Origin of the sequence: Roseibium album (assembly GCF_965233825.1) — a bacterium.
In the GTDB taxonomy this organism is placed as follows: Bacteria; Pseudomonadota; Alphaproteobacteria; order Rhizobiales; family Stappiaceae; genus Roseibium; species Roseibium album.
The window spans coordinates 6,132,099-6,153,788 of sequence record NZ_OZ247583.1 but is presented as its reverse complement, the minus strand read 5'-3'; the positions used below and the strand labels follow the sequence as shown (position 1 = coordinate 6,153,788).

The following is a 21,690-nucleotide window of genomic DNA, read 5'->3' as shown; positions in this document are numbered from 1 at the left end:
GGAGCGAAAGGCATGAGGGACCGCGAATTTCAGTTGGTTTAGCCTGACTTTACCGGCAGGTCGAGAGGGAGCGTGGATAAGCATTCCGGCGCGCCGTCAGTCGTGAGGTAGGTTTGCCCGAGTGTCATTGCCGTGTCGGTGATCGAATCCATAAGGATCATGTGCATGAAAATCACCATGTTCGCTTTCACTTCCGCCGGATTGCCCCGGTAAGCCATAGGCGTATCCATCCAGCTTGGCGTAAATCTGGCACCGAGAGAATAACCGCAGGCATTCAGCCGATGCTGCATCATGCCATGGGCATCCATCCGTTCTGCATGGGCATCGAATATATCGCCGAAGGTCTTGCCCGGGACAAGCTGCGTTTCGACCGCGGCAAGGGCTTCGCGTGCGGCCTGATACATTTCCTGATGACGATCGGTCGGAGTTCCGACAACCACAGTGCGCATCACGGCCGCATGGTAATGCCGATAGCTGCCTGCCCACTCGAGCGTGATCTGGTCTCTCTCGCCAAGGACACGCCGACCCGCCTTGTAGCGGCACAAAAGCGCATCGTGGCCGGAACCGATAATGAATTCATTGCCGGGATAGTCACCACCGCCTTCGAAAATCGCACCCTGCATGGCAGACAGAATTCTACCTTCGTCGGCGCCGGGGCGAATTTCCTCCATTGCCGCATCAAAGGCCTTGTCAGCCAATTCGGCAGCCTTGCGGACATAGACGATTTCCTCTTCGCTCTTGACCGCGCGCAGATCCGGGATCAGTGCGGAGGCATCGCTGATATTTGCGAAGCTGGTCAGCTCGGAATTGAGCTGAAGGGCAATCTTTCCCGTCATTCCATGAGTGTCGTACTCAATGCCGATACGAGCTCCGAGCAGATCCATATCGAAGAGCATGTCCTTGAGCTGGAGAACCGGGCTTGCAGCTCCTCTGTCAATCCAGATGCGGATATCGGAGATGTTGGAAGTATGGCGCGCCTGGCGTTGATCGGCCGATCTCGTCAGCAATACCTTTTCCCCGTCCCTGGTGACCACGAGGCATTGGAAGAAGCAGAAACCGAACGTGTCGTAGCCTGTCAGCCAATACATGCTTTCCTGGGCGAACAGGAGCATTGCGTCGAACTTTTCGGCTTCCATGACAGCCTTCAGTCCATCAAAGCGGCGCTCAAACTCAGCGTCTGAAAAATGCAGTGCCATGGTGTCCTCACATTCACTCGTTTAGTCGTCAGTTTCCAAGGGAGATTGCGCTGATCTGGCGGCCGTAGTCGGGCTCGTTTCGATGGGTCGTGCGGCGGTAGGAATAAAAGCGCTCTTCGTCAATGTAGGTGCAAAGACCGAGATTGGCGACTGCACCCAGACCCATGCGTTCAAGATCATCGGTAATAAACGCCGGCAGATCAAACATGTAATGTCCGGCGCGTTTCGACGAAACGAAATAGGAACCGTATTCGGGAGCGACGCCCACGAAGCGTTCCCGGAATTCCGCTCCGACTTCGTATGAGCCTTGCGATATCGTCGGACCAAGCACGGCAACAGTGTCTTGTCTTTTTGCGCCAAGCTTTTCCATTGCCGCCACGGTGTTGTTCAGGACACCGGAAATTGCCCCTTTCCAGCCGGAATGTGCCGCGCCGACAACACCGGCGCCTGCGTCGGCGAAAAGGACAGGGCCGCAATCGGCGGTCGATACGCCAATGGCCAGATCAGGCTCGCTGGTCACCACTGCGTCCGCTTTTCGGTCTGCACCGTCCTGCCAGGGGCCCTGAACGGTGATCACATCGGGAGAGTGAACCTGATAGGGCGATACGAGCCGATCAGCGGAAACATTGAATTTTTCGGCAACACGATTGCGGTTTTCCAGCACGACATCGCGCGTGTCATCGGATCCAAGCCCTACATTCAGGCTTTCATAGATACCGGTTGAAACTCCGCCTCTTCGCGTGAAAAAGCCGTGGCGTATCCCATCCAGCTTCAGCGCATCTGCTTCTATCTTCATTTGGTGACCTTCTGAAGAAACCGGTGTCGTCTGACGAGATCCTTGCGCGTCCATTTCTGGATCGATTCGTCGCCAACCTCCGATCCTTGAGGAACTCAGCCGGTGCTGTCAAACGGTGGGAATGGGCAATTTTCTCCTGTCAGAGCCAAAACCTTGAAAAGACTTCCCATTTGATCAGGTGCCGCAAGCCGTTCGACCGCGTTGCGAATGCTCTCCTGTTCCGATTGGGTTTTCCCGGCACCAAGCGAGCCTGCCCGTTCCAGCAGACCTGATCGCAACAGGAAATCACCCTGTGTCATGGGCGGATGAACCTTGGCACCTCCCTTGATCGCGGCCGTCGCCAGTGCTTCGAAATTTACATGTGCGGTCAAGTCGGCATCGCCCGGATGCGCCAGGACATCGTCGTAAACATGCTTGTAAAGCGCCTGTAACGTGTCTCCAGGTGCGGTCCTGAAATAGCCGTAGTCGATAATGAGGACGGCTCCTCCATACTGCGCCAGCCTCGCACCCAACTGCTCGGCGATCGCATTTGCAGCCGGTTGAGTCTCGATGATGGTTCCAAGTGGGGACCCGGCGAGACCGGGAGGGAGGTCGCTCTTCGGTATTCGGGCCGTTCCGGCGCCGAAGGCGAGCTCACCTGCATTGTCGATTCCTATGACGCGCTCGCACCATCCTTGCTCCGTCTTGACGAACTGATGAATTGGAAGGGCATCGAAAAACTCGTTGGCGACACCGATCAATGGTCCGTCCGGAACGTCCAGAAATGTGCCCAGAAAAGTTGGCTGCAGGGGTGCTTTTGCCAGCGTTTCCCGCTGCTTTTTCCTCAAGTGCGGGCTGGTTTCAATCAGATGCAGGTTTGCTGCCTTCACGAATGCGGGCCGGAGGGCCGCAACGCGCAGGAGATCCGCCATCAGCGTCCCCCGGCCGGGCCCGAACTCGACGAGATTGATCCGGTCAGGTTCGCCGAGCGCCTGGTGTGCCGATGCACAGGCGGCGCCGACGAGTTCGCCGAACATCTGACTGACTTCGGGAGCGGTGATGAAATCGCCTTCGCGTCCGAAAGGGTCTCGTGTCGCATAGTAGCCGCCGTCAGGGTCGCCCAGGCAGGTTGCCATGTACTGCGCGACCGACATCGGTCCATCCGCCACGATCCTCGCCTTGATCTTGTCCTTCACCGCCGTCAATTCCGAGCCTCTCGGTTTGACCTCCGAGCGGCCCAGACCATGAGCGCGATGCCTCCGAGGATCATGGGGAGGGACAACAGAATTCCCATCGTCAGGAAACCCGACAGATAACCGATATGTGCATCGGGAACGCGGTAGAGTTCGGCGAACGATCGGCCAACGCCATATCCAAACGCAAAGGCGCCTGCGAGGAATCCCGGCTTTTCCAGGAGCTTGAAGCGGTGACTGAGAAGACGGAGCACAAGAAACAATACGACGCCCTCGAGAGCGGCCTCGTAGATCTGGCTGGGGTGGCGGGGTTCGGGGCCGGCGCCCGGAAACACCACTGCCCAGGGGACGTCCGTCGTGCGGCCCCACAGCTCGGCATTGATGAAGTTTGCGATCCGGCCGAAAAAGAGACCGATCGGTGCCGCGCAACCGGCAAGGTCGAACAGGGTCCAGACCGACAGCCCCCTGCGCCAGGCAAACAGGAAAATGGCAATCACCGTGCCTGCAAAACCGCCGTGAAAGGACATTCCGCCTGTCCAGACGGCAAGAGCTTCCCCCGGATTGGCGAAGTAGTAGGAGGGATTGTAGAAAAGGACATACCCCAGGCGTCCGCCGATAATGATGCCGAACGTGCCCCACAGGACAAAGTCATCCAGATCGACAGGAGTGGGTCTTTGAAGGCCTGCCCATAGCCGATCGTTGCGGACAAGAGTACGCATATAGCGCCAGGCGAGTATGATGCCGACAATGTAGGCAAGCGCATACCAGCGGAGTGCGAAAGGACCGATTTCGAAAATAACCGGATCAATTGCCGGAAACGGCAAAACGAAAACTGTCGGCACGTGACGTCCTTCTTGAGCCTGACTTGGGCTGGGGAATATCCGGGGCAACGCTTGCGCGATCTTCGTTCATCCGTCAAGCGTGCTGTCGTCAAGCGTTCGCGAGCCGCCCATTGAATTGCGGTGTGACGGAATTGGTTCTTGAAGTTGAAGCATTTCCCTCATACCTGTCGGGTATTGAAAATGTTCCTGAACAAGGAGGGTCAGATGACCCAGGGCCCAAACCGCCTTCTCGACGATTTCGCAAAACTGATGACAGATGCCGCCGGTGTCGCACAAGGCGCCCGACGTGAGGTGGAAACCGCATTCCGCGCTCAGGCGGAACGTTTCCTGTCCGACATGGATATGGTGTCCCGGGAAGAGCATGAAGCAGTCAAGGAAATGGCGGTGCGTGCGCTCGACCGGGTCGAAGAGCTCGAATCGCGGCTCGCCAAGCTCGAAAACGGCAATTCCGGAGACGACGGAGACGCTTAAAGCACTTGGGTGACGTCGAAGTGAGCACTTTCTGTTAATTGTTGATGACAGAAATACGACGAATGAACTTGGCGGAAATGCAGTGATTTTGAGCAGTTTGACGAGAATTTCAGCTGAGTCGTCCACAAGTTTCGGCGAATTCATCGGGTTTGGTATGTATCCATTAAATCATTCCTGATCCTATACTCGAAGACAACAGGGATTCGTCGGAGCAAGACGGAACCGGTTCTCTTGAGTAGGGCCACCAAAGGACGCGTTTTGCTCCTCCGGCATGGGAAATTTCCCGGCGGCCCGCCCGGTTATCCTGATCGGGTATTCGGCCCCGGCTCGAAAGGGGAGAAGGCATCATGAGCCTCATCGAGATCGACTTCGAGCGACCTGACAATCCCGTTGATACCATCGAAACCGTTGCCGCGTTGAACGACTGGGCGTTTGAACGCTCGGACGAGGACGAAATCACCATCTCGCTGGGAGGCAGCTGGTGTGATTACCATGTCTCCTTCTCCTGGATGGAGGAGGTGGAAGCACTGCATCTTGCCTGTGCTTTCGACCTGAAGGTCACGGAGCCGCGCAAGACCGAAGTTATCCGGCTTCTGGCCCTCGTCAACGAACAGCTCTGGATGGGACACTTCGATCTCTGGCACAAAGAGAACGTCATCATGTTCCGGCAGTCACTGTTGCTAAGCGGCGGTGCCGAAGCATCTTCGGCGCAGATTGAAGCGATGCTGACAAATGCCCTTGAAAACTGCGAACGTTTCTATCAAGCCTTTCAATTCGTGGTCTGGGCCGGGCATTCGGCTGCAGATGCCATGAGTACGGCATTGTTTGAAACCGCAGGGGAAGCATGAATTTTTCAAAAGAGCGTCCCTTTCTTCTTGTCGGCGCCGGCAAGATGGGAGGGGCGATGATGTCAGGCTGGATGGCCGAGGGGATTGATCCTTCCGCTATCGTCGTCTGCGATCCGGGCCTGTCCGACGAGATGGGTGCCCTGTTGAAAAAACACGGTATCCGTCACGTGACAGCTGTTCCGGAGACGCTGAGTGCCGGAACCGTCCTGTTGGCGGTCAAGCCGCAGATGATGGACAAGGTCTTGCCCGGGCTGAAGACAGCGGTTGCGAACGACACGCTCCTCATGTCCGTTGCTGCGGGAACGCCCGTCTCCAAGTTTAGATCCGTGTTCGGCGATGTTGCGGTGTGCAGATGCATGCCGAATACGCCGGCCATGGTAAAACGGGGTATTACAGCTGTTTTTCCAACTGACGATGTGAGCGAAAGCCAGAAGGAAGATGTCGCGAGATTGCTCTCGGCGGTCGGCAAGGTCGTCTGGCTCGATAGCGAAGACCAGATTGATCTGGTCACAGGTGTCAGCGGGTCGGGACCTGCCTATGTGTTTTACCTGGCAGAAGCGTTGAGCGAAGCTGGAAAAGCAGCCGGGTTGCCGGAAGAGATTGCGCATGACCTGGCCGTCGCAACGATCAGCGGTGCCGGGGAACTGCTTCATCAATCCGGAGAGCATCCTTCGATCCTGCGCCGGAACGTCACCAGTCCGAACGGCACGACAGCGGCCGCCCTTGATGTGCTGATGCACGAAGAGGGCCTTCAACCGGTAATGACGGAAGCGGTTGCAGCTGCAATCAAACGGGCGAGGGAACTCGCGGGCTGACATCCTGCACGCCGGATGGACGGGCCGGATTGCGGCTTTTGAGCGAACATTCCTCAGGAAATGCACGCAAATTCAGGAGCTGCGGCGGAGCGCCGCTCTTTTCGCCGCAGCAAAGGTCTCCTATCTTTCCATACAATGACCAATGGGAGATTGCTCCATGACGACCGCAAAGACCAAGCAGAAGATCCTTCAGACGTTTCTGGGCCTTCTTTCCGACCACCCTTACGAAGACGTGTCGCTGCCACTGGTCGCGGAGAAGGCGAAGGTCAAACTCTCCGACATGCGCAGTTCCTATGCCTCCAAACTCGACCTTGTCGCCGCGTTTGCCGAAAAGATCGACACGCAGGTGCTCGATGAGCGCGACGAGGATATGGAAGACCAACCGCCTCGTGACCGCCTGTTCGACGTGCTCATGGCGCGCATCGATGCGCTTGCGGACCACAAGGAAGCAGTACGGTCATTGCACAAGGCCGCACGCCGTGATCCGGCGCTTGCGCTTGATTTCAACCGGCTGGAAACCCGTTCGCAGAAGTGGATGCTGATTGCCGCAGGGATTGAGGTGTCCGGGTTCAAGGGCGGGATCGTCGCCCAGGGACTTGCCGTTGCCTTTGCACGTGTCGTCAGGGTCTGGCTGGACGAGGCGGATGAGGGCATGCCCCGGACGATGGCACGCCTCGACAAGGAACTGGACAATGGCACCTCGTTCATGAAGCGCCTGAACAGGCTTGATGGCTTTGCCAAGGGGCTGCGGTCCTTCCTGAAAAAGGCTTCGAAAGGCAGACGCAGACAGGGTCGGCATTCAGAGGATGAGCCCGATCATGATGCAGGATATGCCGAAGAAGAACCGGCAAGGGCCTAATGCAGCTTCGGGCTTGCGCCGAGTTCGGAGCGAGTCCATGTTCGCTTGTGAAAAGCAAAGGGTGGTTCATGAGCGACGAAATCAGTTTTGACGATTTTCTGAAAGTGGATGTCCGGGTCGGCAAGGTGGTCGAAGCGGAGGAATTCCCGGAAGCGCGCAAACCCGCCTACAAGATGCGGATCGATTTCGGTCCCGACATCGGGATCAAGAAGACGTCGGCCCAGATCACGAAACACTACACGCCGGAAAGCCTTGTTGGAAAACTGGTGATGGCCGTCGTCAATTTTCCGCCACGCCAGATCGGACCGGTCAGGTCGGAAGTTCTGACTCTCGGTGTTCCGGACGACGAAGGTGAGGTCGTTCTCCTGACGCCGGACAAGAATGTTCCCATCGGAGGACGGCTCTATTGAGAATGGTTCGGGCGTGTGTGTTCACGCTGGTACCCTGAGCCGGGCCCTCAGACCACCGAGCGGGCTGTCTTCGAGATAAAGATCACCGCCATGGGCGCGCGCAACATCGCGGGCGATGGCAAGGCCCAGGCCGCTTCCCGTCTCGTCCTGATTTCTGGCAAGGTCCAGCCGGTAAAAGGCACGAAAGGCAAGGCTCCGCTCTTCTTCAGGAATGCCCGGGCCGTCGTCATCGACGGTAACGGTCAGCCAGCCCCGATCGATGCCTCCGGATACGTCTACGCGGTTGCCGTATTTGCAGCCATTGGTCACGAGGTTGGACAGGCAACGCTTCATCGATAGCCGCTTGACTTCCGCTTCCGATGGCCCGTCGAAAGAGGTCGTGACCAGAAATCCGGAAATCTCGGATTCTTCTTCCAACTCTTCCAGCAGCAGTGCGATGTCCGTTGACCGGGTCTCCTCGTCCGCGTCGCCCTTGGCAAATGCCAGGTAGTCTTCCAGCATGTTGCTCATCTCATCGACGTCCTTGCGCATGGCTTCGCTTTCGGGTGTTTCGCCGAGGAATGCGAGTTGCAGCCTGAGACGTGTCAGGATGGTTCTGAGGTCGTGACTGACACCTGCCAGCATCGTCGTTCGCTGCTCGATCTGGCGCTCGATCCGTCGGCGCATATCGATAAAGGCAAGGCTGGCACGGCGAACCTCGCGGGCGCCGCTGGCGCGGAAATTGTCGACGGGACGGCCCTTGCCGAATGCTTCCGCAGCGTTGGCAAGACGGACAATGGGGCGGATCTGGTTCCTGAGAAACAACAGCGCGATGATCAGCAGGACGAGCGACGTGGAAAACATCCAGACCAGGAAGATATGGGAGTTGGAGGCGAAAGTCTGGCTACGACGTGTGAAGACCCTGAGAATGGAGTCCTTCAACTGGATCCGGATTTCGACAAATCGGGAGCGTCCGACGGTGTCGATCCAGAACGGCTTGCCGATTTTCCGGCTGATCGCGAGACTGAGTTCCTTGTCGATCACATCGAAGAAGGGCTTGGATGTCGGCGGCGGGAGTGGCTCAAGGGGCAGGATCGTGGTGGACATGCCGAGGGCGTTTGAGGCGAGTTGTTCGATATTGGTGTAGTCGGGATCCTGCGGATAGTGCTCCAGCACATACACAATGGCTGCGATTTCCCGCACCACCGCTTCCGACATCCTCCTGGAGACGAGCTGGTAGTGGCGTTCCATGAAGACGAATACAAGGACGGATTGCAGGATGACGATCGGGGCGATGATGATCAGGAAGGTCCGGGTATAGAGCCCTTTCGGCATGATCCGGTACATGAAGCGCGAAACCGCCCTGTAGACATGCAGTATCGGCTTCAAAAATGCGGATTGTGAGAAACGCCGGAGCAGGATTTCAGGATTGGCCATTCGACAATTGCTCAATCACACGCCAGTCGATAGCCAATGCCGCGAACAGTCTGCAGGTAGATCGGATTGCCCGGATCCGTTTCGATCTTGCGCCTTAACCTGTTGATCTGAACATCAACCGTGCGTTCGCCGAGGCCGCTTTCGCCGCCAACGATCTTGTGGCGCGGCACCGTGGCTCCCGGTTGTTCTGCGAAGATCGACAGGATCTGTTTTTCCCTGTCCGTTAGACGGACCTGACTGTCACCGTTCTTGAGCTCGCCTCTGGAGCTGTTGAATGAAAACGGTCCGAACCGGATCTCTTCACTGGCGACGGCGGGCTGAGTGTTCCCCCTGCGCAGGATCGCGGCCATTCTGAGCATCAGTTCCCGAGGTTCGAAAGGCTTGGGCAAATAATCGTCGACACCAGCCTCCAGCCCGGCAATACGGTCCGTGGCTTCGGACCTGGCCGTGAGCATGAGGATCGGAACCTCGGACTCCTCGCGCAGGGAAACTGCGAGCTCAAGACCTGTTTCGCCGGGCATCATCACATCCAGGATGATCAGATCGAATTCGAGGCCGGAAAGGCACGTGCGCGCTTCGGCGGAATTGGCGGCAGTGGAAACCCGGTAGCCGTTTTCCTTTAGCAACCTTGAGAGCAGATCCCTGATCCGCTTGTCGTCATCCACCAGGAGGATATGGTTGGCATTGTCGTCGGGCACCTGGGCTTTCATGTCGTCATTTTGTTCCTTGTTAACTCGACGTCGGTCAGTCCTTCAGGGGGAACGGGCTTTTGATAAGTCTCATTATGTCCGCGCGAGCCTCGGGATCGATCATCTGCAACAGAAACTGCCGCACGATTTCCTCGCTGCCATCAGGCAATCCAATTAGGGCACGTTCAAGGCGCTTTTGCTGCAGGTGTGCCAGTTCTTCCGCGAGAGTGTGACCCCGCTCCGTCGTATATAGCAGCCGTTGCCGCCGGTCATTCAGACCCTCACGCTGCTCGATGATACCTGCATCGACAAGTTGCTTGAGAACGCGCCCAAGGCTCTGTTTGGTAATGCGCAATATTCCGAGCAGGTCTGTGACCATGATGCCCGGATTTCTCTCCACAAAGTGAAGCACACGGTGATGAGCCCGGCCGAATTCGAATTCGGCAAGGACGTCATCGGGGTCGCCGGTGAAATCCTTGTAGGCGAAAAACAGAAGCTCGATCAGGTCATATGGCAAGGAGTCCTCAGCCTCGTTTTGAGCCGGATCATTTGACGCAACATCCTCTTCCCGCGGGACAGGTGAAATTGCCGGTTTGAAATTTACGTCAGTCATATTGACTTAATTCTGGTCGATTGTTACTTGTCAGAAGCTGCGCGCGAAATGATCGGTCTCAAAGATGCATTTTTAGGCATCGGATGATAAACGAATCCGTTCAACGCTGCCGCGGTCATCAGGATACCGATAGTTGGCGTGCTGTGCAAAATATACAGCAGAAATACAGGCGCAAGTCTTTGGCGTTATTCGCGTCTGTAACAAAAATTCAATAATCGCTCAATGAGCGTGCTGGAGATGGAACATGGCTGGAACGCCTTTTGATCAGCTCAGTGGTGATATCTGGTATGATGGCGAGTTCGTGCCCTGGTCGGACGCGAAGCTCCACATCCTGAGTCATGGCTTGCACTATGGCAGCAGTGTCTTCGAAGGTGAGCGCGCATACGGTGGCCGGATATTCAAGTCCGAGGAACATACCGAGCGGTTGCTGGAGTCAGCCCGTACGCTCGGCTTCGAGATCCCCTGGACAGCCGAGCAGATCAACGCCGCCAAGGAAGAAACCCTGGCACGCATGCAGCTGACCGATGCCTATATCCGTCCGGTCGCCTGGCGTGGCAGTGAAATGATGGGCATCTCGGCGCAAACCAACACCATTCACCTGGCCATTGCGGCCTGGGAGTGGCCGAGCTACTTCAAGCCGGAGGAAAGATTGAAGGGGATCCGTCTCGATATGGCGGAGTACCGCCGTCCGGATCCTAAAACGGCACCCTTCAAGGCCAAGGCCGCCGGCCTTTACATGATCTGCACCGTGTCAAAACACGCGGCGGAACAAAAAGGTTATACTGACGCGCTCATGCTGGACTGGCGTGGGCGTGTTGCCGAATGCACGGGCGCCAACGTGTTCTTCATCAGGGAAGGCAAGATCCACACGCCGACACCTGACTGTTTCCTTGACGGCATTACCCGCCGCACCGTGATCGATCTTGCACGGGAACGCGGCATCGAGGTGATCGAACGCGCGATCATGCCGGAAGAGATTCCCGAATTCGAGCAGTGCTTCGTGACCGGTACGGCGGCGGAAGTCACGCCTGTTTCGGAAATTGCCGGAACCAAATTCGAGGTCGGCGAGATCATCGAAACACTCATGAAGGACTATGATGCTGCCGTGCGGCCTGATGCACCTGCCTTGCAGGCGGCAGCCGGCTGATCCTCGTGTCGGGGATCGAAACCAGGGCGGCTCTGTTCACCGTAGAACCGCCTGAACGGGTGCGGGTGGCGGTGAACGTCTCGTCCTGAGCCCACTGCTTTGTCAGACAGTGCTTGCAGTCTAACCGCATTTCCGGCGCCATTTTCTGGCGCCTTGTCCGGCGGTCAAATCCCGATCAGTTCAATTGCAGATCCGTACCTGATATTTCCAACTGTTTTTGATGAACTGACCCAGATGCGCGGCGAGGGCCGGCAGCGGGAGAGGCTGACAAATGCCGGTCTTTGGAGATGAATTCATGCAACTCGTGCCAGGTGCCTGTCAGGTGCGAGAATTAATAAGCGCGAGATCTTTATCGAAAAAGTAGATTGAGAAAATTAATTAAACTCTTGATTGCGAAAACGCATATTGAGTAGGCTATGGCTTTTAACCGTAAGGTCCATAGCCTTGACCAGCTTAACACTACATGCGCGGGTTTCTTCAAAGAACACGATAAGAGTATGGCTGTGTGTTGAGAGCGACAATGACGAAAACTCTGCCCCTCGACCAAAATGGAAGATAAACGGCAAGGCCGTCACGCCTGTAGCGCTGCGCCCGCTCGCGCCATCACACAAATTCGGCTCGACACTGCTCACCGGTGTCTTTGAGATTTCGGTTGAGGATCCGCAGGCAAATTATGACCGGGTATCGGTTACGGCAAATGGCGGGACCGCCGAATTAAGCATAAGGCGGTTTCCCGAAGCGATTTCGACAGACACATGGTTCCGCATTTTGCTGTGTTCCTGTTTCCATCAGGCCGAAAACCGGCAGGCGCAAGTTGCACGAACCTATTCGAATATCCCGGCTTCAGAACGCCAGGACCTGTCGTTGTTTATGGGTGATCAGGTCTATCTCGACCTACCCACGCTCAACAACTATCCGGACGACGAAGCGCAACTTTCCGAAAGATTTCAACACTATTATCGAACCAATTGGACCTCAAATCTCGGCCTCGACGCGTTGTTGAAAACATCGCCGGCGGTGTTTTGTCCCGATGACCATGAATATTGGAACAACTTTCCCCACAGATCTCCGATAATCCAGAATTCCTGGAAACAGGATTCCCGAGCGCGCTGGAAGAACGCAGCGGACCAGCTCTATGACGCGTTCCAATGCGCCACGCCAGCGGTTCGCGGGGACAACATAGAAGTCAATGTTGATCCTGTTTCAATCATTGTTCTGGATCAACGCTCGCAGAGACAGGAAGACCGCAGCGCTACCCTTGCTCCAGATGGATTGCCCCAATTGAACGATTGGGTGGACCGTTTGATTGCAGAAAAGAAAGTCGGCGCTGTCGTTACCGGGCAATCCTTACTCGACAAGCCGGTCGGTGAATACAAGGGTTCCGTCGCAGACTGGATGCTTCCCAATTACGGTGACTATGAAGGCATTGTAAAAGCGCTCCAAAGACTTTCCGACGCCGGGCGTCCTGTATTGCTTCTGACGGGTGACGTTCATTGGGGTCGCGTCACCCGGGTAAAGGAAGCGGGGCGGACCAAATTCATTGAAATCATTTGTTCGCCCTCGTCTTTGGTAACGACCATCGGCAGCGATCAGCTCAAGAACATCGGTGCCGGCTTTCGGAGGTTTTTCAAGGGCGAAAAGTCTCGCTGGCCGCGACATTCAAAGCCTCCCGACGCGGAACCGTTTTTCGCTCAACAGGTCTTCGGCAAGCGCTATCGTACAGAGACCATTTACAAGCACACCGGGGATCAATTTGCCATGCTTGCCTTGCGCAAGGCGGCCAATACACTCGAGGCAAAGGTGACGTATTACGAAATTCACAAGCATCCCGGTAAACCCAGGGACGTCGCGCTTGGGCTTCTCAGGTAACGAATTTTCAGGAGACTTCGAATGCTGAATATTGTGGCATCAACGGCAAAGGCGCATAATCCAGAGTTTGTTCAGGCAAAGAGACGTGGCAGCGAAGACAACGAGAAATGGGTCAAAAGGCATCTCAAAACGCTTGCCGCTGAAGAGGGCGCGAAGGGTATGTCCTATCTTGTTCTGATCGGTGGCAAACAGAAATCCTATTTTCACACACGAGTGGCGCAGGGCCACTTGAGGAACGACATGAGCCCCAGCCATTGGTCACATGTCGTCCTGCTTCAGGGCTCCGGCCCCACAGACAAAGGCGCTATCTGGGAAATTTCGCTGGAGCCCGCCGAAGGATTTGGTTACCCGCCTTCAGACAACGCCGTGGAACAGGCCCATCTTGCCAACTACGCCAGCAAAAACATGTATCCCAACATTGCGGTCATGCGGATACCAGTGAAACTGAGCGAGATGAAAAAAACGATAGTGCAGTTCAAGAAGCAACGTGTCGACCTCGATTGTGTTGAGCTGCTTCTGCTTTGGCTGGGTTACGTCTGGGGGGTTGGGCGAGCAGACAACCCGTTGTTCGATGGATATGGAATACCATCTGCGGCCTTTATCGAAGCTTTATGTTCCGCCAACGGTTATGATTTGACACCCGGGCTGGAAAGCAGAGCCAGTTGCCCCGAAGCGATCTGGCAAGCCGCAAGATGGTGGCAGGAATTTCAAGTAACCCAACAAGGCGCAGCTCCCATCAGGGGCATGTGGCATACTGAGCATTACCTGGGAGAGTAGGGCTGCTGCGGTAAACGACGAGTACAGGCAACCAGCAGGTCGGGATGCGAAAAGTGGCAGTTCCCGGTCCGGTATTGTTGGGTGCGGGGCTGAGTTGGTTTTCGTTTGGCAGGAAGCCCGTATGCAATGTTTGTGGTGCAAGCGGTATTCTTCCAACGGCAGACATCAGCCGGCAGTGAATCCTTGATATCACAATCGAAAATCGACCCTGATCCCGTTTCCAAGGTTCACTGACGGGTGCCGTCTGCACTATTGTGAAACCCGACTCGAACGAACGCTATATGCCGTGACAAGCGTATTGTTGAAATCAATTTCATGATTGGATTGTTTATTATGTCGGAATTGACTCTGGTCGGCACCTGGTCGTTGATTGCCTGGTTCAATCAAGATGAAGACGGTCGCCGTGTTTACCCATTGGGAGAGGATGCGACCGGATATATCAGTTATTCTCAAGATGGTTTTGTGTTTGTACACATGATGGCCAGCAATCGCACGCAATACGCCACAAATGATCCGTTCGGCGGAACCGTTCAGGAGGACACTGCGGCTATCAAATCTCAGATTACCTACGCCGGACCGTATGAATACAAGCAAGATCATGTCATTCACCGCGTGACCCAGGCCTCTTGTCCCAACTGGGTCGGTACAGAGCAAATCCGCCAGGTGGAAATGTCCGGCGACCGGCTGCGCCTGAGTGCAGCGAACGCGTTGTTTCAGGGGCAAACCGTCACCGCATATGTGGATTGGTGCCGCGCTGGCATTTGACGGCGACCGCATTGCCGGCGGTGATGCCTGTCAATTTCCAACAGGCCTGTTCACACCTCCGACAACGGTCAGGCATTGACCGGTTATGTAACTCGATGCCTCTGAAAGAAGGAACGCAATGGTTCGGCCAACTTCCTCATTGCGGCCCACCCGTCCCATAGGAACGGTTTCAGCCCATTCCGGGTGAAACTCTGCGTGTGCACTCTCCATGAGGCCGGGGGCAACGGCGTTGAAGCGGATGCCCTGCCGCCCGTACCGGTCCGCAAGCAGTTTTATGAAACCGTGCAATGCGAGGCGGGTTGGTCCAAGCGTGAACGGCAGTCTTGGTTGACCGGCCTCGATCCCTGAAATGGCAACGAATGAACCACGTCCATGCTTGCCGATGTGAGGCAACACAGCCATCGCAAGCCGCATCGGCGCCAAACCGATCCATGATTGATCGGGCGGATCCTACCAGCGGTTGTCAAACCAGGCTGTCAACGATGCCATTGATAAAGTCGCCTTCGTTCCACCGTGTCGGTCCAGATCCGATTTTGACGACAATCAAATCCAGTGAAGGAACGATGTAGCAATTGTTGGTGTTGTGACCCTGCAGCGCAAATGTGTCCTCGGGGAGCTTCGGCCAACGGGTCCGTTTGGCGTTGACCCACCAGGAATACCCATATTCGTGGTTCAGCATTTGGGACGACCGTGTTGCCAGGTCACACCACCATTGAGGGATAATCTGTTGGTCTCCCCAGCGTCCATGGCGACACGCGAGCAATCCGAAACGGGCAAGGTCTCGGGCTGATATGACCAGACCGACATGACCACTTGTATGCGGACCGATGTGCCCAGCACCACCAAGGACACCAAAGCTCGCATGCTCAATTCCGATCGGTGCAAATATGCGTTGCTGAATAAACTCGCCCATCTCCATGCCTGCAATTCGCGCAAAAAGGATCGATAAATGCGAAAAGGCCGGATCACTGTATTCCCAAACGGAGCCCGGCTCCGCGGAAAGAGTTGCGGCGCTGCGCCCGTAGCGATTGGCCTGATGCCCAAAAGCGTGCTCAAACGGTCCTGCATCGGGGCCCGTTGGCACGCCGTAAAGCCCATGATCCTCTCCCTTGATTCCAGACGTCATCGACAGGAGCTGTCCGATTGTTATCCGGCTTTTTCGCGGATCGCTCAGAGGCGCAGCCTCCGGCACATACTGGTAGGCGGGCGTGTCGATGCTGATCTGCAAACCGCCTTTCAAGAGCCCTTTTCGGCTATCGTCAAATAGCAGACCCCATGCCGTTCCAGTTAGGGATTTGGTGCATGACCAAACATCAAACCGGCTTGTTGCAAGCCCCATGAACGAGGCATGTTCGTGAACGATGCGGCCATCACGAACAATGACCGCTGCCCAGTTTTGCCCGCCAAACAGAAAATCCTGCAATTCAAAAACGCGTTCAATTCTGGATCGGCCGACACCGGCTTTTTGCAGATGGTCATTGTCTGAAGTCAGAACCTCCCAACCGCTGCCGTATTCCGGTTCTGGAACATTCTTTCCGGTGTCCAGTGAAGCAGTTGCATCTGTCATGTGAAATCGGTTCCGCGTCGTCGGGAAGTTTCAGAATTGCCGATTGGAATTCTTGCAAAGCTTCGCACAATTGAACAGCAGCACCAAGATTGGAGACATGGTCTGTCGGCCGCGATGAGACCGGCCTCGAGGTGTCATTGTCCGAAGGCAGCGTCGTTTTCGCCGCAGACAGTCGCGCGGGACGTTAAGCCGAACTCCGGTCAAAGGCCGGGGAGCACAATGACATGCACCCTTCTTCAAGTCGGAAGTTGGCCAAATTGCGGGCCTTTGTCATGTCTGGTCGTCGTGCAAGGCGTGGAACATGCGTCCCCGCTCGGCATAGAGAATGCATCCGATGGCACACAGGCCATAAACGGCATAGGCAAGACCCAGAGGTTGGGTCGTCCCGTCGAAGAGCTGACCCATGATGTAACCCAGGATTGCGCCACCTAGCGTGCTGATCGTCCCAATCACCGATGATGCCGTCCCGGCAATAGCACCAAGTGGCTCCATCGCCATGGCATTGAAATTCGCCCCCATGAATCCGAAGCTGGTCATGATGAGCGTAACCAGCACGAGGAATAGCCAGAAATTTTCAATCCCGAACGTGGAGACAATAAACAGGATCAAACCCAGAGCGGTATAAATCACCGTCGCCCCGTGTGACAGGCGGCGCATTCCGATGGCTTCCACAAGCTGAGCATTGGTAAAGGCTGCGACGGCCATGGTGATCGCGATTGCGGCAAAGACGACGGGAAAGAGAGCCCCGAGATCGAAGATGTCGACGAATATCTGCTGGGACATGGCCAGAAACGCGAACAGGCCGCCGAAAATGAAGGCGGTGCCGAACGTGTAGCCGAGGCTGACGCGCGTCGTCAGAGCGGTCACATAAGCACTGATGATCGTGGACATCACCATGGGGCGGCGGTTTTCCGTCGCCAGTGTTTCCGGCATCCGGTAGGCAGACCACACGAGCATGGCGACACCGGAAAACAGCAGCAACGCGAAGATCCAGTGCCATCCGGCGACAAGCAGCACGACCTGACCGATGGACGGTGCGACAACCGGCACAGCCATGAAGACCATCATTACCAGCGACATGACCTTGCCCATACGCCGGCCCGTATAGCAGTCGCGGACGACCGAAAGCGCGGAAACGCGAGCTCCGGCGCAACCGACCCCCTGCAGCACGCGTGATATGAGCAGCGAGTCGAGATCAGCCGCAAATATTGCGCCGATGCTCGCCAGACTGTAGAGCGCGAGGCCGCCAACCAGTATCTTGCGCCTGCCGAATGCGTCGGTCACCGGACCGAAAAACAGCTGTGCACTGCCGAAACCGATGAGATAGGACAGAAGGATCAGCTGACGGTTGTTTTCCTCGACGATATCGAGCGCATCACCGATGGCGGGCAGTGCCGGCAACATCACGTCGATCGCCATGGCGTTAAGCGCCATGATCATCGCAATGATCGCGACAAACTCGGCAAATGGAATACCGGGTTCCCGCAAGACTTCGCCTTCGCCGCGGGGGCGGTTCAGCCCGGAGGCGGAATCAGCAGTGCCTGCATCGGTGGAGTCGATGTCGTGTTTCAAGGGACCGGAACCAGTTCAAAGGTGTGAGCCGTCGATTGACCGCAGCAGTGATAGAGGAAAAACGGCGCGGTACGCGAGCTTGGGAGACGGGTAGTCTAAGCGTTGCGGGCGCTCAGGTCCAGCGTGCAGCGTCCCTGTCGTCCCCGTCCTTGGCGTCCACCCAGGTGCCGGTGCCGCCTTCAGCCAGGTGTTCCTTTTTCCAGAAAGGAGCGCGGGTCTTCAGGTAGTCCATCAGAAAGTCTGCTGCCTCGAAGGCAGCTCGGCGATGGGAGGACGCCGCTATGACCAGTACGATATTGTCTCCGGGGGGGATCTTGCCGTGACGATGGATGACCGTCAGACCGGTCAGCGGCCACCGCTCGATTGCCTGTTGCGCGATGCGGGTCAGTTCGCCCTCTGCCATGCCGGGGTAATGCTCCAGCTCCAGGGCACTCAGCGTACCGGCCTCGTCGCGGCACAGGCCCGTAAAACTCACCAGCGCACCGACATCCTTGCGGCCCGAGGTCAGCAGACCGGACTCCGCCCCTGCGTCAAAATCCTCCGTTTGAACTTTCACCTTTGGTGTGACCGGCATCATCATCCACCCGTCATCGGCGGAAAAAAGGCGACTTCCCTGGCTGCGCCGAGTTCCGTATCCGGTTCGACATGCTCCTGGTCCAGTGCAACACGAATTGCGTCTTCTTCCTCGAAAGCCGAAGCGTGATAGTCGTCGAGGTCTTTCAGGTGTGCGATCAGATCAGAGACAGTTTTCACATTGGAGGGAAGCTCGATGGTTTCTTCCTCTATGCCAACCTTTTCGCGAACCCAGGCAAAGTACCTAATATTCATGAGACCTCCCGATAGTACGGCTTTGCTGGCAACGCCGCACAGCGTGCCTTATTCGGTGATGAGATGGCCGATCCCGGCACGGAAATAGTCGTAACCGGTATATAGTGTAAGAATGGCCGCGAGCCAAAGTGCCGTCAGTCCCATCAACGTCGTATACGCGAAGATCGTGTCGCCGGCGGGCCCGGCAAGCAGAAACGCAATCGCGATGAGTTGCACTGTCGTTTTCCACTTCGCCAGCTTTGTAACCGGAACACTGACCTGAAGTTCTGCCAGAAATTCACGCAATCCCGAGACCAGTATTTCCCGGCAAAGGATGATGATTGCGGCGACAAGCGACCAACCGCCAATTGTGCCGTCGGCCGCCAGCATGAGCAGGCAGACGGATACGAGCAGTTTGTCAGCGATGGGATCAAGCATGCGTCCAAGCGCGGATTGCTGTTGCCAGGCACGTGCGAGATAACCATCGAAAAAATCCGTGATTGCCGCAACGATGAACATTCCCAGCGCAATCCAGCGCGGCGTGGTTCCCTCAAAATAGAAACATGCCGCAACTGCGGGCACCGCCAGAATACGACCATAGGTCAACAGGTTGGGCAGGCTTAGAGCAACGTTTCGTTTCATGTCTGCTTTCAGAATGCGGGTATTGGCGGATGTTCGAAATCAATTGAAATTGCATTGCCGGAGACAGGCGATCAGTCATCCACTACGCGTCGCGCACCTGCCTCGGTTACAGATTCGGTTCGACCATTTCAATCGAAAATTCGATCGCCTTGCTGGTCAATCATCATTTTGGCTTTGCGGATCATCTCATTGGCCGCCTCGGTCTCACCCGGCATGACATCTGCGCGAATGAAGCGGTGAACCCTTGTTTCCTCGCCATCCTGCTTTTCGATGCGCCCGGCAACCTGCCATTGGCCGCCCGAGGACTGTGGTTCAGCGATGATCTGAAAACCCTCATGTTCGACCGGCGCGGTCTTTGATGCACTCTTGGTCTGACCTTCTCCGGACGCTCCGAAGAGGGATTTGAACATCTTGCCGAGCATGACGCCCACTCCTTGCTGTTTGTTCCCTTTTAGGGGGCGCGGCAAGGGGCATCAAGGGGAATGACTTTACGATTTGGTCAAGAGACGTAAAGGAGACGGCTATCTTTGGTAAATGCCAGCGGAATTGCTGTGTTCTTGCGCTTCGTGGCAACAAGCAGATTAGCCGATCATCACGCGCCAGAAGACGACCGCAAGGCCGGCGACGCCTGAAACTATACGCAATGCAGGGTTCTTGAAGCCGATAAGTGCGTAGGAAATCAAACCAAGGCCCAGACCGGTTTGCAATGCGGCGAAGATTGCGCCCATGGTGTCGCCCTCCAGCCTGATCAGACTAGGGTTCGCGATCATTGCCAGGGGAATGATGTAGAGGCCGATCCCCAGGGCCATCGCTGTCAAGGCCACTTTCAGCCAGTTTTCGTTGATCATTCCGGCGGCGATGAACACCGCACCGCAGACCGGTGGCGTGATCGTTGACAAGAGTGCAAACCAGAAAACGAAAAGATGGGCCTGCAGGGGTTCCAGGCCCAGCTGAATGAGGGCGGGACCGGCGACGGAAACGCAGATCACGTAGGCGGCGGTGGTTGGGACCTCCATCCCAAGCACCATGCAGGCCAAGGCCGTCAGAAACAGGGACGGCCACAGCAGTCCTCCTGAACCGGAAAGGATCAGTGATGTGATCTTGACGCCAAGACCGGTGATGGAGAGAACGCCAATTATGATGGATGCGCAAACTATGATGGCTGCGATCATCGACACCTGCCGCGCGGCGTTGACGAGGGCCCTTTCGACACGGGCCAAGCCCTCTTTCCCGGTACCAATACCCCTTGCGTTGAAAAACAACAGGAGAAAGCTGGCCAGGATTGCCATGGATGCTGAATATTGCGGGGTGTACTGAACCCAGAACATGCCGATGAGCAACACCGTGAAAGGGATCATGAAGAAGCAGGAAGTGACGAGCACATCGCGCCCTGATGGACGGTCCTTTTCAGCAAGACCCGCAAGATCGTGATGATTTGCGTAGGCGTTAACACCAATCCAGACAGCGACGAAATAGAGGAGGGCCGGCAGGAGCGCTGCTGCCATGATGGAGGTATAGGGAACGCCGGTGAGTTCCACCATGACGAAAGCGCCGGCACCCATCAGCGGAGGCATGATCTGCCCGCCGGACGATGCGACTGCTTCAACGGCAGCCGCGAGGCGCTTTGGATACCCCAGACGGGTCATTGCCGGCAACGTGATCGCTCCCGTGGACGCCACATTGGCCGAGGCCGAGCCCGATATGGAACCAAAAAGCGCGGAGGAGAGGACAGACACCTTTGCGGCACCGCCTTTCAACCTGCCTGCGGCGGCAGAGGCGATGTTCATAAAGCCCTGACCTGCCTCTCCGGCATTCAGCACCGCGCCGAATATGACAAATATCGCGACAACATTGACCGAAACACCGGTCAAACTGCCCCAGATGCCACCCTCTGCGATCGTGAGTGTTCCCAGGAAACTGGCGAGTGGCGTGCCGGAATGGCCAAATTCACCTGGAATATGCTGTCCGAACAATCCGTAGAGCAGTGCCAGGAGTGCGACAAGCGGCAACGGCAAGCCGATGGCCCGCCGCGCTGATTCCAGAACAACGACAATCAGGATGACGGCGATGGCGAGCTGAAAAGACCCTTCCAGAAATCCGTACTGGTCCGACAGCCGGTCGTGCGACACGGCTACCCAGACGCACGCACCGATGCCCAGGACCGTCAGGATGATGCCGCTTGTCCGTGCCAACAGTCCCTGCTGCGCCGCAAGCAGTATCCAGGGCAGTGCGAGCGCAAGGTGAAGCGGACGGCTGACAAGATTGGGCACGAGGCCGGAAAAAATAAGTGCGAGGTGAAATGTAACCAGACAGAGCGCTGCTGCGATGATCAAGGGTCTCAAGTCAAAGTCCTTCCCGCCTCGAAACAGCGCAAGATACCACCGGTCACGCTGCCGGGGCGGCGGCGGCACGACCTT

At 56.4% G+C, this 21,690-nt stretch carries 24 protein-coding genes; 9 read left to right on the top strand and 15 right to left on the bottom strand.

Going from position 1 to position 21,690, the window contains the following annotated elements:
* Positions 1 to 38: 38 nt before the first annotated feature.
* The 4 genes from ACO6TI_RS28305 to lgt form a co-directional block, all read right to left on the bottom strand.
* A complete protein-coding gene (locus ACO6TI_RS28305; RefSeq protein ID WP_422383828.1) occupies positions 39 to 1,196 on the bottom strand; it encodes a M24 family metallopeptidase in 1,158 nt (385 codons plus the stop codon).
* 28 nt (positions 1,197 to 1,224) lie between these two features.
* The gene (pgeF, locus tag ACO6TI_RS28300; protein ID WP_108875571.1) at positions 1,225 to 1,992 is read right to left on the bottom strand and encodes a peptidoglycan editing factor PgeF; all 768 of its coding nucleotides are present in this window, start codon (positions 1,990 to 1,992) and stop codon (positions 1,225 to 1,227) included.
* Positions 1,993 to 2,087: 95 nt separating this feature from the next.
* Positions 2,088 to 3,176: a class I SAM-dependent methyltransferase gene (locus ACO6TI_RS28295; RefSeq protein ID WP_321190663.1), complete on the bottom strand. Its 1,089-nt coding sequence runs from the start codon at positions 3,174 to 3,176 to the stop codon at positions 2,088 to 2,090.
* Entirely contained in the window at positions 3,173 to 4,006 is an 834-nt protein-coding gene (lgt, locus tag ACO6TI_RS28290) for a prolipoprotein diacylglyceryl transferase (RefSeq protein WP_209004673.1), read from the bottom strand. Before lgt ends, ACO6TI_RS28295 begins: the two co-directional genes overlap by 4 nt.
* Before the next feature lie 204 nt (positions 4,007 to 4,210).
* Between lgt and ACO6TI_RS28285 the strand changes: the two genes are divergently transcribed.
* From ACO6TI_RS28285 to ACO6TI_RS28265, 5 genes are all read left to right on the top strand, one after another.
* Complete coding sequence (locus tag ACO6TI_RS28285) at positions 4,211 to 4,477, top strand: accessory factor UbiK family protein (RefSeq protein WP_035900241.1); 267 nt, start codon at positions 4,211 to 4,213, stop codon at positions 4,475 to 4,477.
* 347 nt (positions 4,478 to 4,824) lie between these two features.
* Complete coding sequence (locus ACO6TI_RS28280) at positions 4,825 to 5,325, top strand: YbjN domain-containing protein (RefSeq protein WP_029065103.1); 501 nt, start codon at positions 4,825 to 4,827, stop codon at positions 5,323 to 5,325.
* Complete coding sequence (gene proC, locus ACO6TI_RS28275) at positions 5,322 to 6,140, top strand: pyrroline-5-carboxylate reductase (RefSeq protein WP_108875570.1); 819 nt, start codon at positions 5,322 to 5,324, stop codon at positions 6,138 to 6,140. Before ACO6TI_RS28280 ends, proC begins: the two co-directional genes overlap by 4 nt.
* A gap of 157 nt (positions 6,141 to 6,297) precedes the next feature.
* Positions 6,298 to 6,999, top strand: a complete 702-nt coding sequence (locus ACO6TI_RS28270) for a TetR/AcrR family transcriptional regulator (protein ID WP_209003707.1) — start codon at positions 6,298 to 6,300, stop codon at positions 6,997 to 6,999.
* A gap of 68 nt (positions 7,000 to 7,067) precedes the next feature.
* Positions 7,068 to 7,409, top strand: coding sequence for a tRNA-binding protein (locus tag ACO6TI_RS28265; protein WP_104703948.1), 342 nt, complete (start codon positions 7,068 to 7,070; stop codon positions 7,407 to 7,409).
* Positions 7,410 to 7,430: 21 nt separating this feature from the next.
* Here the strand turns inward: ACO6TI_RS28265 and ACO6TI_RS28260 are convergent, their stop codons facing one another.
* The 3 genes from ACO6TI_RS28260 to ACO6TI_RS28250 all read right to left on the bottom strand — a co-directional run bounded on the left by ACO6TI_RS28260 (position 7,431) and on the right by ACO6TI_RS28250 (position 10,127).
* On the bottom strand, positions 7,431 to 8,735 hold the full coding sequence (locus ACO6TI_RS28260; protein ID WP_235808880.1) for an ATP-binding protein: 1,305 nt from the start codon (positions 8,733 to 8,735) through the stop codon (positions 7,431 to 7,433).
* A 101-nt stretch (positions 8,736 to 8,836) separates the two neighbouring features.
* Positions 8,837 to 9,535: a response regulator gene (locus tag ACO6TI_RS28255; RefSeq protein WP_055117823.1), complete on the bottom strand. Its 699-nt coding sequence runs from the start codon at positions 9,533 to 9,535 to the stop codon at positions 8,837 to 8,839.
* 34 nt (positions 9,536 to 9,569) lie between these two features.
* Positions 9,570 to 10,127 carry a MarR family winged helix-turn-helix transcriptional regulator gene (locus tag ACO6TI_RS28250; RefSeq protein ID WP_196877123.1) on the bottom strand — a complete coding sequence of 186 codons (558 nt, stop codon included), beginning with the start codon at positions 10,125 to 10,127 and terminating at the stop codon, positions 9,570 to 9,572.
* A gap of 244 nt (positions 10,128 to 10,371) precedes the next feature.
* Here ACO6TI_RS28250 and ACO6TI_RS28245 point away from each other — a divergent pair, with 244 nt between their 5' ends.
* The 4 genes from ACO6TI_RS28245 (at position 10,372) to ACO6TI_RS28230 (ending at position 14,685) form a co-directional block, all read left to right on the top strand.
* Positions 10,372 to 11,274: a branched-chain amino acid aminotransferase gene (locus tag ACO6TI_RS28245; RefSeq protein ID WP_055117821.1), complete on the top strand. Its 903-nt coding sequence runs from the start codon at positions 10,372 to 10,374 to the stop codon at positions 11,272 to 11,274.
* A 444-nt stretch (positions 11,275 to 11,718) separates the two neighbouring features.
* Complete coding sequence (locus ACO6TI_RS28240) at positions 11,719 to 13,143, top strand: alkaline phosphatase D family protein (RefSeq protein ID WP_422383827.1); 1,425 nt, start codon at positions 11,719 to 11,721, stop codon at positions 13,141 to 13,143.
* Positions 13,144 to 13,164: 21 nt separating this feature from the next.
* Complete coding sequence (locus ACO6TI_RS28235; RefSeq protein ID WP_055117817.1) at positions 13,165 to 13,920, top strand: hypothetical protein; 756 nt, start codon at positions 13,165 to 13,167, stop codon at positions 13,918 to 13,920.
* A 315-nt stretch (positions 13,921 to 14,235) separates the two neighbouring features.
* Positions 14,236 to 14,685: a lipocalin-like domain-containing protein gene (locus ACO6TI_RS28230; protein WP_108875569.1), complete on the top strand. Its 450-nt coding sequence runs from the start codon at positions 14,236 to 14,238 to the stop codon at positions 14,683 to 14,685.
* A 30-nt stretch (positions 14,686 to 14,715) separates the two neighbouring features.
* On the opposite strand, the gene ACO6TI_RS28225 is transcribed toward ACO6TI_RS28230, so the two are convergent.
* From ACO6TI_RS28225 to ACO6TI_RS28190, 8 genes are all read right to left on the bottom strand, one after another.
* Positions 14,716 to 15,099: an SDR family oxidoreductase gene (locus ACO6TI_RS28225; RefSeq protein WP_108875568.1), complete on the bottom strand. Its 384-nt coding sequence runs from the start codon at positions 15,097 to 15,099 to the stop codon at positions 14,716 to 14,718.
* Positions 15,100 to 15,148: 49 nt separating this feature from the next.
* Positions 15,149 to 16,252, bottom strand: a complete 1,104-nt coding sequence (locus ACO6TI_RS28220; RefSeq protein ID WP_422383826.1) for a serine hydrolase domain-containing protein — start codon at positions 16,250 to 16,252, stop codon at positions 15,149 to 15,151.
* Between the two features lie 270 nt (positions 16,253 to 16,522).
* Positions 16,523 to 17,824: a multidrug effflux MFS transporter gene (locus ACO6TI_RS28215; RefSeq protein WP_321190661.1), complete on the bottom strand. Its 1,302-nt coding sequence runs from the start codon at positions 17,822 to 17,824 to the stop codon at positions 16,523 to 16,525.
* Positions 17,825 to 17,936: 112 nt separating this feature from the next.
* On the bottom strand, positions 17,937 to 18,404 hold the full coding sequence (locus ACO6TI_RS28210; protein WP_108875566.1) for a molybdenum cofactor biosynthesis protein MoaE: 468 nt from the start codon (positions 18,402 to 18,404) through the stop codon (positions 17,937 to 17,939).
* Entirely contained in the window at positions 18,401 to 18,652 is a 252-nt protein-coding gene (moaD, locus tag ACO6TI_RS28205; protein ID WP_055117807.1) for a molybdopterin converting factor subunit 1, read from the bottom strand. The genes ACO6TI_RS28210 and moaD overlap by 4 nt, the downstream gene beginning before the upstream one ends.
* Before the next feature lie 48 nt (positions 18,653 to 18,700).
* The gene (gene pgsA / locus ACO6TI_RS28200) at positions 18,701 to 19,273 is read right to left on the bottom strand and encodes a CDP-diacylglycerol--glycerol-3-phosphate 3-phosphatidyltransferase (RefSeq protein ID WP_029065091.1); all 573 of its coding nucleotides are present in this window, start codon (positions 19,271 to 19,273) and stop codon (positions 18,701 to 18,703) included.
* Between the two features lie 128 nt (positions 19,274 to 19,401).
* The gene (locus ACO6TI_RS28195) at positions 19,402 to 19,695 is read right to left on the bottom strand and encodes an HlyU family transcriptional regulator (protein ID WP_029065090.1); all 294 of its coding nucleotides are present in this window, start codon (positions 19,693 to 19,695) and stop codon (positions 19,402 to 19,404) included.
* Positions 19,696 to 19,854: 159 nt separating this feature from the next.
* Entirely contained in the window at positions 19,855 to 21,615 is a 1,761-nt protein-coding gene (locus tag ACO6TI_RS28190; protein WP_422383825.1) for a TRAP transporter permease, read from the bottom strand.
* Positions 21,616 to 21,690 lie beyond the last annotated feature (75 nt).